Below are 19,533 nucleotides of genomic sequence, written 5' to 3' on the forward strand. Positions count from 1 at the left end.
GCCTTACCCCAATAACGGTATTCTTGTGATGGCGAGTTGAATAATGATAAACAACACCACCAGGGCCAGCAGAAAGGCGACAAACCGGCTCTGCTGACTGCGCGAGCGACGACGGCCCAGCGCGATAAATCCCAATGCGATATAAATGATAACGCCAAACAGCTTCTCAGTCAGCCATGTACCCTCTTCGGTAAACGGCAGATAGTGCGTTATTGCCATTAATCCCGCGCCGCTGAGAAACAGCAGCGTATCGCTACAGTGCGGCGCAATGCGGACCCAGCGCTGGTCGAGCAGGCGGTTCCCGCTCCAGCTCCACCAGTAGCGCAGCACGAACAGGCTGACCGAGACCACTACGCAGGCGATATGCAAATACAGTACCGCGTTAAACAGATTCATACCTCTCCCTGATAATGCCCGAGCGTCAGGCGCTCGTTGTCTCCATAATCGCGGCAGGTGGCAATATTACCATAACCCGCCTCGCGAAAGAGCTCCCGCACCGCCAGGCCCTGCGTCCAGCCATGTTCCAGCAGCATCACGCCGCCGGCAGCAAGATAGCGGCGGCCTTCGCGGATGATATGCGCCAGATCGGCCAGACCGCCATCGGCGGCGACCAGCGCCGTTTTCGGCTCAAAGCGGACATCGCCCTGCGCCAGATGCGGGTCAGTTTCGTCGATATAGGGCGGATTGCTGACGATGATGTCGAACTGCTGCCCGGCGAGCGCGCTAAACCAGTCGCTTTGCAGCACGCTAACGTTAGGCATAGCGAGATGTTCAACGTTGCGCGCGGCCAGCGCGACCGCATCGGGCATCACGTCGACGGCGGTGACGCGGCAGTCCGGGCGTTCGCTGGCCAGCGCCAGAGCGATCGCGCCGGTGCCGGTGCCGAGATCGAGAATGCGGCACGGCTCACCGGGTAAGCGCGCCAGCGCCTGTTCAACCAGGCACTCGGTATCCGGACGCGGAATCAGCGTCGCGGGAGAGACGAACAGCGGCAGCGACCAGAATTCGCGCTGGCCCACCAGGTGAGCTACCGGTTCGCCCCTGGCGCGACGGCTGAGTAGCGTTTCCAGCTCTGCGGCCTGCGCCGCGGTCAGCGCCGTTTCGCCAAAGGCGAGAATATAGGTTCGCGCTCTGCCGGTCACGTGACCCAGCAGGATTTCGGCATCCCGGCGCGGGCTTTCACTTTGGCTCAGGCGGGCGATAGCCTGGATCAGCCACTGCTGAAAAGTCATCATTCCTGCTCGGAAAGGGCGGCCAGCTGATCGGCCTGATATTCCTGAACGATCGGCTCAATCAGCATATCCAGTTTGCCTTCCATCGCTTCGTCCAGACGGTAGAGCGTCAGGTTGATGCGGTGATCGGTCACGCGGCCCTGCGGAAAGTTATAGGTGCGGTTACGATCGCTGCGATCGCCGCTGCCCAGCAGGTTACGACGCTCGGAAGCTTCCGCCTGCTGGCGCCTGGAGACTTCGGCGGCGCGGATGCGCGCGCCAAGCACCGACAGCGCTTTCGCTTTGTTTTTGTGCTGAGAACGTTCGTCCTGACACTCGACGACAATGCCGGTCGGCAGGTGAGTAATACGGATCGCCGAGTCGGTGGTGTTAACGTGCTGACCGCCCGCGCCGGAGGAACGGAAGGTATCGATGCGCAGATCGCTCGGGTTGATGTCCGGCATTTCGGCTTCCGGCAACTCTGGCATCACCGCCACGGTGCAGGCGGAGGTATGAATACGTCCCTGGGATTCGGTGGCCGGTACGCGCTGTACGCGATGGCCGCCGGATTCGAACTTCAGCCGACCATAAACGCCGTCGCCGCTGATTTTGGCGATCACTTCTTTAAAGCCGCCGTGCTCGCCTTCGTTGGCGCTCATGATTTCCACGCGCCAACGGCGCGATTCCGCGTAACGGCTGTACATACGGAACAGATCGCCCGCGAACAGCGCCGCTTCATCGCCGCCGGTACCGGCGCGAACTTCAACAAACGCGTTACGCTCGTCGTCCGGGTCTTTAGGCAGCAGCAGAACCTGCAGCTGCTGCTCCATCTGTTCACCCTTCTCTTTCGCTTCGCGCAGCTCTTCCTGCGCCATTTCGCGCATTTCCGGGTCATCGAGCATCATCTGCGCGGCTTCGATATCATCCTGCAGCTGGCGCCAGTCGGTATAGCAGCGGGCGACGTCGCTCAGCTGCGCGTATTCGCGGGATAACGCGCGAAACTTATCCTGATCGGCGATAGTCGCGGCATCGCCGAGTAGCGCCTGAACTTCCTCATGGCGTTCGTAAAGGGCTTCCAGTTTGGCAACAATAGAAGGCTTCATAGGCGTGAATTCACCCTGTCCTAAAAAAAGAGAGAAAGGTGCGCTATTCCAGCCCGAGGCTGTTGCGCAGAATATGCAGGCGTTCATCATCCCCGTCACGGGCGGCCTGCTGAAGAGATTTGGTTGGCGAGTGGATCAGGCGGTTAGTCAGCTTGCGCGCCAGATCCTGCATAATTTCCTGCGCATCGCCGCCCTGATTGAGCGCCGCCAGCGCTTTAGCCGTCAGCTCCTCGCGGACCTGATCGGCCTGGGAGCGATATTCGCGGATAGTCTCGCTGGCGCTCTGGGCGCGCAGCCAGGCCATAAATTCGCTGGCTTCCTGCTCAACAATGGTTTCTGCCTGCACCGCCGCGGCTTTACGCTGCGCCAGGTTGTGCTGAATGATGTTTTGCAGATCGTCAACGCTGTAGAGATAGGCGTTCGCCAGTTTGCCAACCTCCGGTTCGACATCGCGCGGAACGGCAATATCGACCAGCAGCATCGGCTGGTTGCGGCGCGCCTTCAGCGCACGCTCCACCATCCCTTTACCGATAATCGGCAGCGGGCTGGCGGTAGAACTAATAATGATATCCGCTTCTTTAAGCCGCTCGTCGATGTCGCTCAGGGCGATCACCTCCGCGCCAACCTCATCGGCCAGCGCCTGAGCGCGCTCGCGGGTGCGGTTGGCAATCACCATTTTGCGCACCTTATGCTCGCGCAGATGGCGGGCCACCAGCTCAATGGTTTCACCGGCGCCAACCAGCAGCACGGTAACGCTGGAGAGGGATTCAAAGATTTGCCGCGCCAGAGTACAGGCGGCAAAGGCCACGGAGACCGCGCTGGCGCCGATATCGGTTTCGGTACGCACGCGTTTGGCCACTGAGAACGACTTCTGGAACATGCGCTCCAGCTCGCTGACGTTAAGATGCCCGCGGCTGGAATCAGCAAAGGCTTTTTTTACCTGCCCGAGGATCTGCGGCTCGCCCAGCACCAGCGAATCAAGACCGCTGGCGACGCGCATCAGATGGCTGACCGCATCGTTGTCCTGATGCCAGTAGAGGCTTTTGCGCAGATCGTCTTCATTTAAGCCGTGGTAATCGCACAGCCAGCGGATAAGAACTTCCTGAAGGTTATCCTGCTCTTCGACGCTGAGGTAGAGTTCCGTGCGGTTACAGGTCGACAGCACCACCCCGCCCTGCACCATTGGCTGAGCCAGCAAGCTCTCCAGCGCCTGGTCGAGCGTGTCCGGCGAAAACGTTACGCGTTCTCGCAGCGCTACAGGAGCTGTTTTGTGGTTAATGCCAAGAGCTAAAAGCGTCATTGTGAGGGAGTAGTACCAGCGTTGCTAAGGTTAGTCTGCAGGCATCATACAGGATGCGCGTAATCAATAAAAGAGAGGCTCCCCTTTTGGAGTAATAGCTAATCTGTAATAGCCATTAACGGTAATTTTTTGATTTCAGACAACTTGAACGTAGACGCTACCGCCCGGCAACGCTAGCATTAATGGTTATTATTGTAACCCGCTACACAAATCGGCCAGCTGTTACTCTCATTTGCCGCATTTCACTGTAGACATCAAGGATTTGTCATCATTATGAATCGACTGTTCCGCCTGTTGCCGCTGGCAAGCCTCGTCCTGACCGCCTGTGCGATTAATGCTCCGAAAGGGCCGGGTAAAAGCCCGGATTCTCCACAGTGGCGTCAGCACCAGCAAGATGTCCGCAATCTCAATCAGTTTCAGACGCGCGGCGCTTTCGCTTATCTTTCGGATGAGCAAAAGGTGTATGCCCGCTTCTTCTGGCAGCAAACCGGCCAGGACCGCTATCGCCTGCTGCTGACTAACCCGCTCGGTAGCACCGAGCTGTCGTTAACCGCCCAGCCGGGCAACGTGCAGCTGATTGATAATAAAGGACAGACCTACACGGCGACCGATGCCGAAGAGATGATTGGCCGGCTGACCGGCATGCCGATTCCGCTCAATAGCCTGCGCCAGTGGATTATTGGCCTGCCTGGCGAAGCCACCGACTACTCGCTTGATGACCAGTACCGCCTGCGCGAACTGAATTACACGCAAAACGGCAAGACCTGGCACGTCACCTGGGGCGGTTACACCTCCGACACAAAACCGTCGCTGCCGGCCAATATGGAGCTTAACGACGGCAGCCAGCGCATCAAGCTGAAAATGGATAACTGGATTGTGAAATGATGACCCGCTGGCCCTCTCCCGCAAAGCTGAACCTGTTTTTGTACATTACCGGGCGGCGCGTCGACGGTTACCACACGCTGCAGACGCTGTTTCAGTTTCTGGATTATGGCGACACGCTGACGATTGAACCGCGCGATGACGGTCAACTGCGTCTGCTGACGCCGGTTGAAGGCGTGCCGGATGAAGAGAACCTGATCATCCGCGCGGCCAGGCTATTAATGCAGGCCGCAGCGCAGGCCGGGACGCTTCCCCCGGGCAGCGGCGCCGATATCAGCATCGACAAGGTGCTGCCGATGGGCGGCGGCCTCGGCGGCGGCTCGTCCAACGCCGCAACCGTTCTGGTGGCGCTGAATCACTTATGGGGCTGCCATCTCTCGGAAGATCAGCTGGCGGCTTTGGGTCTGCAGCTGGGCGCCGACGTGCCGGTGTTCGTTCGCGGGCACGCGGCCTTTGCCGAAGGTATTGGGGAAATTCTGACCCCGGCCGAACCGGAGGAAAAATGGTATCTGGTAGCGCATCCGGGAGTCAGCATTCCAACGCCGATCATTTTTCGCGATCCGCAACTGCCTCGCGATACCCCGGTCAGGTCAATTAATACGTTATTAAAATGTAAATTCGGCAATGATTGCGAGGTTATCGCAAGAAAACGTTTTCGTGAGGTTGATGCGGCGCTTTCCTGGCTGTTAGAATATGCGCCGTCGCGCCTGACTGGCACCGGTGCATGTGTATTTGCTGAATTTGACACTGAATCCGCCGCTCGTCAGGTGCTTGAAAAAGCCCCGGCATGGCTGCATGGCTTCGTGGCGCGAGGTGTTAACATCTCTCCGCTCAAGCAGGCGCTGCGCTAAGTTCTGCTAAACTATAGCAAATTTGGCGAAAACGCCGGGGAAACTGAGTTACGGTGACAACGTCACCCTGTTCCAGACGTTGCATCGGGCTCTTTAATACACCGCCTGGATGAAATCGTGCCCACCCGCACAGTTTTTGGCCCATTTCATCCACCACTGGACGCATGCCTGAGGTTCTTCTCGTGCCTGATATGAAGCTTTTTGCTGGTAACGCCACCCCGGAACTAGCACAACGTATTGCCAACCGCCTGTACACTTCTCTTGGCGACGCCGCCGTAGGTCGTTTTAGCGACGGTGAAGTCAGCGTACAAATCAATGAAAACGTACGCGGTGGTGATATTTTCATCATCCAGTCCACTTGTGCTCCCACCAACGACAACCTGATGGAACTGGTTGTTATGGTTGATGCTCTGCGTCGTGCTTCGGCAGGTCGTATCACCGCTGTTATCCCTTACTTCGGTTATGCTCGCCAGGACCGTCGTGTTCGTTCTGCTCGTGTGCCTATCACCGCGAAAGTGGTTGCTGACTTCCTGTCCAGCGTCGGCGTCGACCGCGTTCTGACCGTTGACCTGCACGCAGAACAAATTCAGGGCTTCTTTGACGTTCCGGTTGATAACGTATTCGGCAGCCCGATCCTGCTGGAAGACATGCTGCAGCTGAACCTGGACAACCCTATCGTGGTTTCTCCGGACATCGGCGGCGTAGTTCGCGCTCGCGCTATCGCCAAGCTGCTGAACGATACCGATATGGCTATCATCGACAAACGCCGTCCGCGCGCTAACGTTTCTCAGGTGATGCACATCATCGGTGACGTCGCCGGTCGCGACTGCGTAATGGTTGACGATATGATCGATACCGGCGGCACCCTGTGTAAAGCGGCTGAAGCGCTGAAAGAGCGCGGCGCTAAACGCGTATTCGCCTACGCGACGCACCCGATCTTCTCCGGCAATGCTATCCAGAACATCAAGAACTCAGTGATTGACGAATTCGTCGTCTGCGATACTATTCCGCTGACGCCGGAAATCAAAGCGCTGGAAAAAGTCCGTACCCTGACGCTGTCTGGTATGCTGGCCGAAGCGATTCGTCGTATCAGCAACGAAGAATCTATCTCTGCTATGTTCGAACATTAATCGAGCCCGGCACAAAAACCCGCTGCGGCGGGTTTTTTTGTCTCTAAACCTTTTATTCTCCACAAAATCATTCGGCATGCGTCATGGCGGCAAGTGAATGAATCTCCGGCAACGTACAGGCAGTACAGGATCGGGGTCAATGAACGCAGCCAACGCAGAGGCATCCCGAAGGATGACGTGGAAATGACCGATGCCTCCTTCACCTGCCATTTAGTTGACAGATGATGCGCTCATGGATGAAACATTATTGTGAACAGATTATTTTCCTCACATGTGATGCCTTTCCGCGCCCTCATCGACGCTTGTTGGAAAGAAAAATATACCGCTTCGCGGTTTACTCGTGATGTGATTGCCGGGATTACCGTCGGAATTATCGCTATCCCACTGGCGATGGCGCTGGCAATTGGCAGCGGGGTGGCGCCGCAGTACGGTCTCTATACCTCAGCGGTGGCGGGGATCGTCATTGCGTTAACCGGCGGGTCACGCTTCAGCGTATCCGGGCCTACCGCCGCTTTCGTGGTGATCCTCTACCCAGTCTCGCAGCAGTTCGGACTTGCCGGGCTGCTGGTCGCCACCTTGATGTCGGGGATCTTCCTGATTCTTTTCGGCCTGGCGCGCTTTGGCCGCTTGATTGAGTATATTCCGCTATCGGTCACTCTCGGCTTCACCTCCGGGATCGGTATCACCATCGGTACCATGCAAATTAAAGATTTTCTCGGCCTGCAGATGGCGCACGTGCCTGAACATTATCTGCAAAAAGTCGGCGCGCTGGCGATGGCGCTGCCGACCATTAATCCCGGCGATGCCGCCATCGGCGTGGTCACGCTGGGCACGCTGATTATCTGGCCGCGTCTGGGGATTCGTCTGCCGGGCCACCTGCCGGCCCTGCTGGCGGGCTGCGCGGTGATGGGCGTGGTCAACCTGCTTGGCGGGCACGTCGCCACCATTGGCTCTCAGTTCCACTATATTCTCGCCGACGGCAGCCAGGGCAACGGTATTCCGCAGCTGCTGCCGCAGCTGGTGCTGCCGTGGGATATGCCGGGTTCAGACTTCACCCTCAGCTGGTCTTCGCTGCAGGCGCTGCTGCCGGCGGCGTTTTCCATGGCCATGCTCGGGGCGATTGAGTCCCTGCTGTGCGCTGTGGTGCTGGACGGCATGACCGGCACCAAACACAAGGCCAATAGCGAGTTGATTGGCCAGGGGCTCGGCAATATCGTGGCGCCGTTCTTCGGCGGCATTACTGCCACCGCCGCCATCGCCCGCTCGGCGGCCAACGTCCGCGCTGGCGCGACCTCGCCGGTTTCCGCCGTGATCCATGCGCTACTGGTGATTATGGCGCTGCTGGTGCTTGCCCCTCTGCTCTCCTGGCTGCCGCTTTCCGCGATGGCGGCGCTGCTGCTGATGGTGGCATGGAATATGAGCGAAGCGCACAAGGTCGTTAACCTGCTGCGCTATGCGCCGAAAGACGACATTATCGTCATGCTGATGTGCATGTCGCTGACCGTACTGTTTGATATGGTCATCGCGATTAGTGTCGGCATCGTGCTGGCTTCCCTGCTGTTTATGCGCCGGATCGCGCGGATGACCCGTCTGGCGCCGGTCAACGTTGAGGTTCCGGATGATGTGCTGGTGCTGCGCGTCATTGGTCCGCTGTTTTTCGCCGCCGCGGAAGGGTTGTTTACCGATCTGGAAACGCGGGTCGCAGGCAAGCGTATTGTGGTGCTGAAATGGGATGCGGTGCCGGTGCTGGACGCCGGCGGACTGGATGCCTTCCAGCGTTTCGTGAAGAAGCTGCCGGAAGGCTGTGAGCTGCGCGTGTCGAACCTGGAATTTCAGCCGCTGCGCACCCTGGCGCGGGCAGGCGTTAAACCGATTCCGGGCCGTCTGAGCTTCTACCCGGACCGCAACGCCGCGCTGGCGGATATTTAATTACCCGGCGGCAGGCCCTGATGCCTGCCGCATCATCACGCCAATCGCCTGCTGAAGCCAGCCAAGCACCTCCGCCGTCATCCAGGTTCCCTTCATCAAATGCGGCTCCCGCTCCATGGCATAACGAAACTTCTGCTGCGTATGAGGATCCGTTCCCGCATATGACTGGAATAGCCCCAGCCAGCGCTGCGCCAGCTGCTGACCTTCCACGGATGCCGGGTCCTGCTTTTCACGACAGGCCCGATGCAGGTCGGCCACCAGCGCAGGCCATTCCATCAGGCGATCGAAATAGTGCTGCCGCGTAAACGCCAGCTCTTCTGCATTCAGATAGCGCGCCCAGATGGCCAGCTTGCTTTCCGCAAAGGCATGGGTAATAAAATCAATCGTTTCAGGAGTCACTCCGGTTTGCTCGCGCATCTGCGGCTCAGCGGCGTGCATTTCATTCAGCCGGGTCAGAAACTCAGGCCTTCCGGCGGTATCCTGCTCCAGTTGTTCCATCCATCGGGTTGCCAGCGCCATTGCCTGCGGCGCGTCTGCCGGGCAGCGTTGGCGCATGAGCTGCTGCGCTTCGCTAACCAGCTCCAGCCAGGTCTGATTGCGCTGCTCATCCTGCTCCGCGAACGGCAGCACCTGTAACTCCTGTTGACTAAACCAGCGATCGTACATTTTCATTAACTCCAGCGTTTGTAGCCAGGACTCCAGGTCGGGTTCGCCTCCGCTGTCCAGCTCTTCACGCAGCAGCGCCAGGCGCTGGCGCAACGTTGAGAGAGTTTGTAGCTGCCGGTCGAGGGTGGTTATCTGCTTAACCAGCAGGTCGGACAGCGAGAAAGCGTCCCGGTCGAGATAGTCCTTGATAGTGGCGAGTTCCAGCCCGGCCTGTGCCAGCGCTTTGATCATATGCAGCCGCTTTACGGCCGCCAGATTATATAACCGGTAACCCGCCGCGCTTCTGGCCGAAGGCGTCAGCAATCCCGTTTGTTCATAATGATGTAGCGTACGGACGGTCATTCCGGCGCGCTTCGCCAGTTCTCCCACCTGAATTAACATGATTGCTCCTTTCATCGACCAGTGGCGCCACTCTGCAGCCTGACGTTACGTCAGGGTCAAGCGCTCAGTACGCGAATTGTATTAGGCAGACTGTGCCGATGAAAGATGAAGAGAGATAAGGAGGATTTGAGACAACAACATGCGGGCGGCCTGAACGGACGGCATTAAAACGCACCAGCCGTTCACAACGGCTGGTGGTATGGAATTCACTCAGCTGTGGCGATGCTGATCGCGGCGGCAGCGTTTGTCGTAGTGACGAACCCACCAGTATCTGTCGCTAACCTGTTCATGACCGCCGACGCGAGCGCCTGCCAGCCACAGCACAGCGCCGACAAAGATACTCAGGATCGCGCCGTGCGCGAAAAACTGCGGCAGGTCAAGCTGCGGAAGCTGGTTTAAAATAGAATAACCAACGCCGACAACCATGACGACCAACCCCAACCCCATCAGCACATTACCGAGTAACGAAGCGTTTCTGCGTTTCATATGTCACCTCCGGAACCTTGGGTTGCATGGGAATATCCCCAAATCTTATAGGTGTAGTATAGACAATGAGCAATATACCGATTGCGTGAAGGATCACAGAAGCGAACATCTTGCCAACAAAAGTTTACAAATAACCCTCTGAACAACATCAAATTCTAATTATTCAAACCTGTTATTATCTCTGTCAGCCGCGCTTCGCTGGCAGAACTTTGTCAACCGCGCGCGCAGACAGTACACTACGCGCCAGAGAACGACCAAGCAGGATAAAAAAGTGAGCATAAAATTAATTGTCGGCCTGGCGAACCCCGGCGCTGAATACGCAGCGACCCGACATAACGCTGGCGCCTGGTACGTGGATTTACTGGCGGAACGCCACCGTGCGCCGCTGCGCGAAGAGAGCAAATTCTTCGGCTACACCTCGCGGATAAACCTTGCCGGCGAAGATGTCCGCCTGCTGGTGCCGACCACCTTTATGAACCTGAGCGGCAAAGCCGTCGGCGCGATGGCGACCTTCTTTCGTATTAACCCGGACGAAATCCTCGTCGCCCACGATGAGCTCGACTTACCGCCAGGCGTGGCGAAGTTCAAGCTGGGCGGCGGACACGGCGGCCATAATGGCCTGAAAGATATCATTAGTAAGCTGGGCAATAACCCGAACTTTCACCGCTTACGCGTGGGAATCGGCCATCCGGGCGATAAAAATAAAGTTGTCGGTTTTGTTTTGGGTAAACCGCCCGCCAGCGAACAGAAGCTGATTGATGAGGCCGTTGACGAAGCGGCACGCTGCACTGAGGTGTGGCTGAAAGATGGCCTGACGAAAGCGACCAACCGTTTACACGCTTTTAAAGCGCAATAACCGGTTGGCGTGCGGAATTTTTGTCACGCACCGTGTATAATAGGCGAAGCTATTTACTTTTCTGCAATCTGTTCACTGTAACAGGTTGATTATCCAAAGATTAAGGTGATTTAAATCATGGGATTCAAATGCGGTATCGTCGGTTTGCCCAACGTCGGCAAATCCACCCTGTTCAATGCGCTCACCAAAGCGGGTATTGAAGCGGCCAACTTCCCCTTCTGTACCATTGAGCCGAACACCGGTGTCGTGCCGATGCCCGATCCGCGTCTGGACAAACTGGCTGAAATCGTCAAACCACAGCGTATTCTGCCGACCACGATGGAATTCGTTGATATCGCCGGCCTCGTTAAAGGCGCGTCGAAAGGTGAAGGCCTGGGCAACCAGTTCCTGACCAACATCCGCGAAACCGAAGCTATCGGTCACGTGGTACGCTGTTTCGAAAACGACAACATCATTCACGTTAACAATAAAGTGGATCCGGCTGACGATATCGAGGTGATCAACACCGAGCTGGCGCTCTCTGACCTGGATACCTGCGAGCGCGCCATCCACCGCGTGCAGAAAAAAGCCAAAGGCGGCGATAAAGACGCGAAAGCCGAACTTGCGGCGCTGGAAAAATGCCTGCCGCAGTTGGAAAACGCCGGTATGCTGCGTGCGCTGAAAAACCTGACCGACGAAGACAAAGCAGCGATTAAATACCTGAGCTTCCTGACCCTGAAGCCGACCATGTATATCGCCAACGTCAACGAAGACGGTTTTGAGAACAACCCTTATCTTGATAAAGTTCGCGAAATCGCCGCCGCCGAAGGTTCCGTGGTGGTCGCCGTTTGCGCCGCCGTTGAGTCCGACATCGCCGAGCTGGACGATGCCGACCGCGATGAGTTTATGGCCGAGCTGGGTCTCGAAGAGCCGGGCCTGAACCGCGTTATCCGCGCCGGCTACGAGCTGCTGAACCTGCAGACCTACTTCACCGCAGGGGTGAAGGAAGTCCGTGCATGGACCATCCCGGTCGGCGCCACTGCACCACAGGCCGCGGGTAAAATCCACACCGACTTCGAAAAAGGCTTTATCCGCGCGCAGACCATCGCTTATGAAGACTTTATTACCTATAAAGGTGAGCAGGGTGCCAAAGAAGCCGGGAAAATGCGTGCTGAAGGTAAAGACTACATCGTGAAAGATGGCGATGTGATGAACTTCCTGTTTAACGTCTAAGCTCTCCTTCGCAGAAATATCATCCATAAAATCCACGCACTCGCGTGGATTTTTTATTGCCCGCCATTGCCGTCAGTTCTGACCCGCCGCCAGCGAATATTTCTTTATTTTACGATACAGCGTGGCGATACCAATCCCCAGCTCGTCCGCCGCCTGTTTTTTATTACTGTAGCGCGAGAGCGCATCGCGGATCATCTGCCGCTCCATCTCTTCTAGCGCCGTCACGTTCTCCTCCTGAGCGAGGGGCGCTGCCGCGGAAGCAGAAGACGGCGGCTGACTCGCCAGCTCGCTGCTGCTCAGCAAATTGGGCGGCAGCAGCGACATATCAATGATTTCTCCCGACGGCACCACGTTGACCAGGTACTCCATCAGGTTGCTGAGCTCGCGAATGTTGCCCGGCCAGCGGTAACGTTTAAGGAAATCGATCACGTCCTGCGCCACGCCAGGATATACCAGATTGAGGCGACCGGTATGCAGATGCAGGAAATAGTGAATCAGCAGCTCAATGTCGTCCTGACGTTCGCGCAGCGGCGGCAGGCGCAGCGGAATCACGTTCAGACGATAGTAGAGATCTTCGCGGAACTTCCCTTCCGCGATGTACTGTTCCAGGTTTTGATTAGTCGCCGATATGATACGAATATCGACCTGGACCGGATGGCTGGCGCCCACCGGCTGAATCTCACGTGACTCAATGGCCCGCAGCAGCTTGGCCTGCAGAGTGAGCGGCATATCGCCAATTTCGTCAAGAAACAGCGTGCCGCTATTGGCCGCCTGAATCAGGCCGGTCTTGCCGTTCGCCGATGCGCCGGTAAACGCCCCCTTCACGTAGCCAAACAGTTCGCTTTCTAACAGCTGCTCGGGGATCGCGGCGCAGTTAATCGCGATAAAGGGCTTTGCGTGGCGGTCGCTGAGTTTGTGGATTGCGCGGGCAACAACCTCCTTGCCGGTGCCGCTCTCGCCGGCAATCATCACGCTGGATGGGCTCGGGGCCACGCGGCTGATCAGCTTTTTAAGCTGCCGCATAGGTCGACATTCTCCCACCATCGCCTCAATCTGCGGCCCTTCCTGCCCGCAGCTGAAATCGGCCGAAGAGTGCGACTGATGGAACGCCATTAAAAATAACCGCTGATCCTGCACCGCGTGCAGCTGACCGATAATGAGCTCCTTGCGATCGTCAAAGGAGATAATGTGCTGCATATGTCCGTGCTTGAAATTATCTTCGAAGGTCAACGGCTGAAACTGGATTGACTTACCAATCACCTGCCCCTGAGTGACGTTCATTATTTTCAATGCGGCCTGGTTGGCAAATTTGACTCTTTGATCATTGCCCATCACCAGCACGCCCTGATCCATATTTTCGATCATGGTTAAAAATATTTTATGGATATTGTCGCCGACCGCCCGCTCCTGCAAAAAGCGGGAAACGAATATGGTTGAGACATGACGAACATAATCAGAAAACTCCTGGATATTCGCATTTATACGTTCCTGCTGCTCGCGCGTCAGCGCAATCAGACTAATAACGCCGACGCAGCGGTCGTGATACATCACCGGCGTGCCAAGAAACGCTTTCTCCTCGCATTTCTCCTTATTGCTACAGTCTTTACAGAGGGGGTCGAAGCGGGAATGGGTGACGACTTTCTCGGTCTGTGTTTCAATAATGTAACGAAGAAGCCGCGAATTGGAATTTAATTTATAGCCAATCTGTTTACTATAAGCGCCGGTTCCGGCGACCCGGTATAATTCGTTATCAACAATCTCGACCTCCAGCTGCAGCACGCTGGATAACATCCTTGCAAACTTTTGAATTGTAGGCTGAATCTGCATTAAAATGGAGGGTGCTTTGGACGGTATCATGTCTATCGGCCTTCTATTATTGCTCACCTGTTCGGCGTCAAGCGAAGCGGCTTTATTTATCTCCGGGGAATGATAACACTCCTTCCAGCTACCCGCGTTGATATAGATAGGGCCAATTCCCCCACCTTATCTTAAATATGCAAGAGCTATCACAATTTCTTATCATTATGATAAATTTGCAGCGATTTTTATCATATTGGCGCAATGTGAAGATGATAATCGCATTATTTGCGGCGGCAACCCGCGCCTGTCTCGTTGAAATGGACGGCGGGGGAGAAATTTCACCTTTCCTTTCTCGTAATAACTCGCCTGAATTCGTGATAGACCTGGCATAATCTTAACTATTCAATCCTCTCCGCCGCCTCTCCCGGAGGATTTGGCACGCTTATTGTTAGTGGTAATACAGCGCTGGCAGTCGCTAATTCGGCAACTCTGCATATCCGACCGCACAGCAATCAATAAGCCGTCATTCACGACCAGGATTGAAACATGAAAACTGTTAACGAACTGATTAAGGATATCAATAAACTTAACTCGCATCTCAGTGAGAAAGACTTCCTGCTGACCTGGGAACAATCGCCGGATGAGCTGAAACAGGTGCTGGACGTCGCCGCCGCGCTGAAAACGCTACGCGCTGAAAATATTGCCACCAAAGTGTTTAACAGCGGCCTGGGCATTTCCGTGTTCCGCGATAACTCAACCCGTACCCGCTTCTCCTATGCCTCCGCCCTCAATCTGTTAGGGCTGGCGCAGCAGGATCTGGATGAAGGGAAATCGCAGATTGCCCACGGCGAAACGGTGCGTGAAACCGCCAACATGATCTCCTTCTGCGCCGACGCCATCGGCATTCGCGATGACATGTTCCTTGGCGCGGGCAACGCCTATATGCGCGAAGTCGGCGAAGCGCTGGATGACGGTCACAAACAGGGTGTTCTGCCGCAGCGTCCGGCGTTGATCAATTTACAATGCGATATCGACCACCCAACGCAGTCCATGGCGGACCTCGCCTGGCTGCGCGAGCACTTCGGCTCGCTGGAGAACCTGAAAGGCAAGAAGATCGCCATGACCTGGGCCTATTCGCCGAGCTATGGCAAACCCCTCTCGGTGCCGCAGGGCATTATCGGCCTGATGACCCGCTTCGGTATGGAGGTCACCCTCGCCCACCCGGAAGGCTACGACCTGATCCCGGACGTTATCGAAGTGGCGAAAAACAACGCCCAGGCCTCCGGCGGCAGCTTCCGCCAGGTCAACAGCATGGAGGAAGCTTTTAAAGACGCCGATATCGTCTATCCGAAATCCTGGGCGCCGTACAAAGTGATGGAAAAACGCACCGAACTGCTGCGCGCTAACGACCACGAAGGGCTGAAGGCGCTGGAGAAAGCCTGCCTGGCGCAGAACGCCGGGCATAAAGACTGGCACTGTACGGAAGAGATGATGAAGCATACCCGTGACGGCGAAGCGCTGTACATGCACTGTCTGCCGGCGGATATCACCGGCGTCTCCTGCGAGGCGGGCGAAGTCACCGAAGGCGTCTTCGAGAAGTACCGGATCCCGACCTACAAAGAGGCAAGCTGGAAGCCGTACATCATCGCCGCGATGATCGTCTGCCGCAAATACGCGAACCCAGGCAAGGTGCTGGAGCAACTGCTCAAGGACGCGCAGAAACGCATCAAATAATCTCCCGGCTGGCCCGCGGGCCAGCCCCACGACTGTCGAACTAAAGGATAAGGATCGAGTATGTCTGCTTTCTCATTGAAAATGGATATTGCCGAAAACCGTTTTTTTAACGCGGAGACTTCACCGCTGTTTTCACGCCAGCAGGCGCAGCAGGCTCGCCGCTTTCATCAAAAGATTACCGGCTATAAGCCTACGCCGCTGGTGGCGCTGAACGAACTTTCCGCGCTGTTTGGGGTACAAAAAATCCTCGTTAAAGATGAATCCCGGCGCTTTGGCCTCAACGCCTTCAAAATGCTCGGCGGCTCTTACGCCATCGCCCGGCTGCTGTGTGAAAAATATCATTTAGATATCAACGACCTCTCCTTCGAAACGCTTAAATCCAGCATTAAAGAGAAGATGACTTTCGCCACCACCACCGACGGCAACCACGGCCGCGGCGTGGCGTGGGCGGCCCGCCAGTTAGGCCAGAACGCGGTGATCTATATGCCGAAAGGCTCCGCGCAGGAGCGGGTTGACGCCATTCTGCGCCTCGGCGCGGAATGCATCGTCACCGACATGAACTACGACGACACCGTCCGCTTTACCATGCAGACCGCGCAGAAAAACGGCTGGGAGGTGGTACAGGACACCGCCTGGGAAGGTTACACAAAAATTCCGACCTGGATTATGCAGGGCTACGCCACCCTCGCTGATGAAGCGGTAGAACAGCTCTCCTCAATGGGTATCGCTCGTCCGACGCACGTGCTCCTGCAGGGCGGCGTGGGGGCGATGGCCGGCGGCGTGTTGGGCTATCTGGCCGACGTCTACGGCGCAAAGCATCTCCATTCCATTATCGTCGAGCCGGAGCTAGCCGACTGCCTCTATCGCTCTGCGCTGAAGGGCCAGATGGTCAACGTCAGCGGCGATATGGCCACCATTATGGCCGGCCTTGCCTGCGGTGAGCCTAACCCGCTGGGCTGGGAAGTGCTGCGCAACTGCGCCACGCAGTTCGTCTCCTGTCAGGACGCCGTCGCCGCCCTCGGCATGCGGGTGCTGGGAAACCCGGCGGGCCAGGATCCGCGCATTATTTCCGGCGAATCCGGCGCCGTCGGTCTCGGCCTGCTGGCGGCGATTCATTTCCATCCGCAGCGCGAAGCCCTGATGCACAAGCTCAAGCTGGACAGCCGCTCCGTGGTGCTGGTGATTAGCACCGAAGGCGACACCGACGTTAAGCACTATCGCGAAGTCGTCTGGGAAGGCAGGCATCCGGCGGCGCAATAGCCGACTTAGCAAAATTCCTCCCGCCGCGCGGGAAGTCCGTATTCAGAACTGGAGAACATCGTTATGGCTAAGCAAATTCCGTTCAACGCAATCCTGGCAAAATCAAAACAGTACGAAAAAGAGATGACCCGTTTCCTGCGCGATATGATCGCTATCCCCAGCGAAAGCAGCGATGAGAAGCGCGTGGTACACCGCATTAAAGAAGAGATGGAAAAAGTCGGCTTCGATAAAGTTGAAATCGATCCGATGGGCAACGTGCTGGGCTACATCGGCCACGGTCCGCGTCTGCTGGCAATGGATGCGCACATTGATACCGTCGGTATTGGCAATATCAAAAACTGGAATTTTGACCCGTACGAAGGTATGGAGACCGATGAGCTGATCGGCGGACGCGGCGCGTCTGACCAGGAGGGCGGAATGGCCTCCATGGTTTACGCCGGTAAAATCATTAAAGATCTGGGCCTGGAAGATGAATATACCCTGCTGGTGACCGGTACCGTTCAGGAGGAGGATTGCGACGGCCTGTGCTGGCAGTACATTATTGAACAATCCGGCATTCGTCCTGAATTTGTCGTCAGCACCGAACCCACCGACTGCCAGATTTACCGAGGCCAGCGTGGGCGTATGGAGATCCGCGTGGAAGTTCAGGGCGTCAGCTGCCACGGCTCCGCCCCGGAGCGCGGCGATAACGCCATCTTCAAAATGGCGCCCGTTCTCACCGAGCTGGAACAGCTTTCGCACAAGCTGGGCGATGACGAATTCCTCGGCAAAGGCACCCTGACCGTTTCCGAGATTTTCTTCACCTCGCCGAGCCGCTGCGCGGTAGCGGATAGCTGCGCCGTCTCCATTGACCGCCGTCTGACCTGGGGCGAAACCTGGGAAGGCGCGCTGGATGAGATCCGCGCGCTGCCGGCAGTGAAAAAAGCCGCCGCGGTGGTCTCGATGTACAACTACGAGCGTCCCTCCTGGACTGGCCTGGTCTACCCGACCGAATGCTACTTCCCGACCTGGAAAGTGGAAGAGAACCACTTTACCGTCCGCGCCCTGAGCAACGCCTATGAAGGGCTGTTCGGCAAAGCGCCGGTGGTGGATAAGTGGACCTTCTCCACCAACGGCGTCTCCATTATGGGCCGCCACGGCATTCCGGTTATCGGCTTTGGGCCAGGGAAAGAGCCGGAAGCGCATGCGCCGAATGAGAAAACCTGGAAATCGCATCTGGTGACCTGCGCCGCGATGTATGCCGCCATCCCGCTGAGCTGGCTGGCCACGGAGTAATCGTTCGTCCTGTCTGCCGCTGCGTCCTGCGGCGGCATATTGAGGTTTCTATGCGCGTACTGATTAAAAATGGCCTCGTCGTCAACGCCGACGGCCAGGTGAAGCAGGACCTGCTTATCGAAGATGGCCTCGTCAAGCGCCTTGCCGATTCAATTGAGGCCGAACAACCCTGCGAAGTAATTGACGCCGAGGGCTGCTACGTGATGCCCGGCGGCGTCGACGTTCATACCCATTTCAATATTGACGTGGGTCTCGCCCGCAGCTGCGATGATTTCTTTACCGGCACCCGGGCCGCGGCCTGCGGCGGTACCACCACCATTGTTGATCATATGGGCTTCGGGCCCGTCGGCTGCCATTTGCGCCACCAGTTCGAGGTCTATCGCGGCTACGCCGCCTATAAAGCCGTTATCGACTACAGTTTTCACGGCGTTATCCAGCACGTTAACCACGGCATTCTCGACGAGATTCCGATGATGGTGGATAGCGGCATCAGCAGCTTTAAGCTCTATCTTACCTACCAGTACAAACTCAGCGATGATGAGATATTGCAGGCGATGCGCCACCTCCAGCGCGCCGGCGCGCTAACCACCGTTCATCCCGAAAACGATGCCGCCATCGCCCAGCGCCGGGCGGAATTTATCAACGCCGGTAAAACCGCGCCGCGCTATCACGCCCTGAGCCGCCCGCTGGAGTGCGAGGCGGAAGCCATCGCCCGAACCATCAATCTCGCGCAGCTGGCGGGGAACGCGCCGCTGTATATCGTGCATCTTTCCAACGCCCTGGGTCTGGACTATCTACGCCTGGCCAGAAGACGCCACCAGCCGGTGTGGGTGGAGACCTGCCCGCAGTATCTGCTGCTGGACGAGCGCTGCTACGAGCGCGAAGACGCGCTTAACTATCTGCTCAGCCCTCCTCTGCGCAACGCCAGCAACAACGACGCCCTCTGGAGCGGCATCAGCAATGGCGACATTGACACGGTCGCCACCGACCACTGCGCGTTCTCTGCGCAGCAGCGCAGGCAGATCTCCGGCGGCGACTTTAGCCGCTGCCCGAACGGTCTGCCGGGAGTGGAAAACCGCCTGCTGCTGCTGTTCTCGCATGGGGTCATGACCGGGCGCATCACCCCCGAGCGCTTTGTGGCGCTCACCAGCACCAATCCGGCGAAGCTGTTTGGCCTATGGCCGCAGAAGGGCTTGCTGGCGCCCGGCGCCGATGGCGACGTGGTCATCATCGACCCCAAACGCACCACCACCATTCGCCACGACATGCTGCACGACAACGCTGACTATTCACCCTATGAGGGCTTTATCTGCCAGGGCGCGATTCGCCAGACGCTCTCCCACGGCAGGGTGATTTTTGATAACGGCACTTTTACTGGCACCGCCGGTCAGGGCCGTTTTTTACGCCGACAACCCTTTTCCACCGCTCACCTGGCCGTCAGCGGAACAGAAACGTAA

General features: G+C 57.1%; 17 protein-coding genes. 10 read left to right on the plus strand and 7 right to left on the minus strand.

The genetic code is table 11. From position 1 onward, the window contains the following. Nucleotides 1–3: 3 nt before the first annotated feature. The 4 genes from sirB2 to hemA are packed head-to-tail and all read right to left on the minus strand — an operon-like array spanning nt 4 to nt 3,614. Nucleotides 4–396: an invasion regulator SirB2 gene (sirB2, locus tag KCG39_RS07775; protein WP_004121807.1), complete on the minus strand. Its 393-nt coding sequence runs from the start codon at nt 394–396 to the stop codon at nt 4–6. Next, nucleotides 393–1,232, minus strand: coding sequence for a peptide chain release factor N(5)-glutamine methyltransferase (prmC, locus tag KCG39_RS07780; RefSeq protein ID WP_087828966.1), 840 nt, complete (start codon nt 1,230–1,232; stop codon nt 393–395). The genes sirB2 and prmC overlap by 4 nt, the downstream gene beginning before the upstream one ends. Continuing rightward, a complete protein-coding gene (gene prfA / locus KCG39_RS07785; protein WP_004851884.1) occupies nt 1,232–2,314 on the minus strand; it encodes a peptide chain release factor 1 in 1,083 nt (360 codons plus the stop codon). The genes prmC and prfA overlap by 1 nt, the downstream gene beginning before the upstream one ends. 43 nt (nt 2,315–2,357) lie before the next feature. Further along, the gene (gene hemA, locus KCG39_RS07790) at nt 2,358–3,614 is read right to left on the minus strand and encodes a glutamyl-tRNA reductase (RefSeq protein ID WP_004121817.1); all 1,257 of its coding nucleotides are present in this window, start codon (nt 3,612–3,614) and stop codon (nt 2,358–2,360) included. A gap of 273 nt (nt 3,615–3,887) precedes the next feature. On the opposite strand from hemA, the gene lolB reads away from it, so the two are divergent. The 4 genes from lolB to dauA all read left to right on the plus strand — a co-directional run bounded on the left by lolB (nt 3,888) and on the right by dauA (nt 8,406). Further along, entirely contained in the window at nt 3,888–4,499 is a 612-nt protein-coding gene (lolB, locus tag KCG39_RS07795; protein WP_004103154.1) for a lipoprotein insertase outer membrane protein LolB, read from the plus strand. Further along, nucleotides 4,499–5,347, plus strand: coding sequence for a 4-(cytidine 5'-diphospho)-2-C-methyl-D-erythritol kinase (ispE, locus tag KCG39_RS07800; RefSeq protein ID WP_162626066.1), 849 nt, complete (start codon nt 4,499–4,501; stop codon nt 5,345–5,347). Before lolB ends, ispE begins: the two co-directional genes overlap by 1 nt. A gap of 182 nt (nt 5,348–5,529) precedes the next feature. After that, complete coding sequence (gene prs, locus KCG39_RS07805) at nt 5,530–6,477, plus strand: ribose-phosphate diphosphokinase (RefSeq protein ID WP_004103157.1); 948 nt, start codon at nt 5,530–5,532, stop codon at nt 6,475–6,477. A gap of 249 nt (nt 6,478–6,726) precedes the next feature. After that, nucleotides 6,727–8,406: a C4-dicarboxylic acid transporter DauA gene (gene dauA, locus KCG39_RS07810; RefSeq protein WP_029669642.1), complete on the plus strand. Its 1,680-nt coding sequence runs from the start codon at nt 6,727–6,729 to the stop codon at nt 8,404–8,406. Here dauA and KCG39_RS07815 read toward each other — a convergent pair whose 3' ends face one another. Beyond that, a complete protein-coding gene (locus KCG39_RS07815) occupies nt 8,407–9,453 on the minus strand; it encodes a MerR family transcriptional regulator (protein WP_004121826.1) in 1,047 nt (348 codons plus the stop codon). It lies immediately after the preceding gene. 210 nt (nt 9,454–9,663) lie between these two features. Then, entirely contained in the window at nt 9,664–9,939 is a 276-nt protein-coding gene (gene ychH, locus KCG39_RS07820; RefSeq protein WP_004121828.1) for a stress-induced protein YchH, read from the minus strand. Between the two features lie 271 nt (nt 9,940–10,210). Between ychH and pth the strand changes: the two genes are divergently transcribed. Continuing rightward, nucleotides 10,211–10,795 carry an aminoacyl-tRNA hydrolase gene (gene pth, locus KCG39_RS07825; RefSeq protein WP_004121831.1) on the plus strand — a complete coding sequence of 195 codons (585 nt, stop codon included), beginning with the start codon at nt 10,211–10,213 and terminating at the stop codon, nt 10,793–10,795. A gap of 117 nt (nt 10,796–10,912) precedes the next feature. Beyond that, nucleotides 10,913–12,007 carry a redox-regulated ATPase YchF gene (gene ychF / locus KCG39_RS07830; RefSeq protein WP_049113556.1) on the plus strand — a complete coding sequence of 365 codons (1,095 nt, stop codon included), beginning with the start codon at nt 10,913–10,915 and terminating at the stop codon, nt 12,005–12,007. A 72-nt stretch (nt 12,008–12,079) separates the two neighbouring features. Here ychF and KCG39_RS07835 read toward each other — a convergent pair whose 3' ends face one another. Then, nucleotides 12,080–13,864, minus strand: a complete 1,785-nt coding sequence (locus KCG39_RS07835; RefSeq protein ID WP_142468170.1) for a sigma-54 interaction domain-containing protein — start codon at nt 13,862–13,864, stop codon at nt 12,080–12,082. A gap of 489 nt (nt 13,865–14,353) precedes the next feature. Here KCG39_RS07835 and ygeW point away from each other — a divergent pair, with 489 nt between their 5' ends. The 4 genes from ygeW (at nt 14,354) to hydA (ending at nt 19,533) form a co-directional block, all read left to right on the plus strand. Continuing rightward, nucleotides 14,354–15,541, plus strand: a complete 1,188-nt coding sequence (gene ygeW / locus KCG39_RS07840) for a knotted carbamoyltransferase YgeW (RefSeq protein ID WP_004121840.1) — start codon at nt 14,354–14,356, stop codon at nt 15,539–15,541. A 60-nt stretch (nt 15,542–15,601) separates the two neighbouring features. Beyond that, nucleotides 15,602–16,801, plus strand: a complete 1,200-nt coding sequence (gene dpaL, locus KCG39_RS07845; RefSeq protein WP_004121843.1) for a diaminopropionate ammonia-lyase — start codon at nt 15,602–15,604, stop codon at nt 16,799–16,801. A 63-nt stretch (nt 16,802–16,864) separates the two neighbouring features. After that, nucleotides 16,865–18,076 (plus strand): YgeY family selenium metabolism-linked hydrolase, encoded by a 1,212-nt coding sequence (locus KCG39_RS07850; RefSeq protein WP_004121846.1) that lies wholly within the window; start codon nt 16,865–16,867, stop codon nt 18,074–18,076. Between the two features lie 50 nt (nt 18,077–18,126). Next, on the plus strand, nt 18,127–19,533 hold the full coding sequence (hydA, locus tag KCG39_RS07855; protein WP_004121850.1) for a dihydropyrimidinase: 1,407 nt from the start codon (nt 18,127–18,129) through the stop codon (nt 19,531–19,533).

The organism is Klebsiella pasteurii (genome assembly GCF_018139045.1).
In the GTDB taxonomy this organism is placed as follows: domain Bacteria; phylum Pseudomonadota; class Gammaproteobacteria; order Enterobacterales; family Enterobacteriaceae; genus Klebsiella; species Klebsiella grimontii.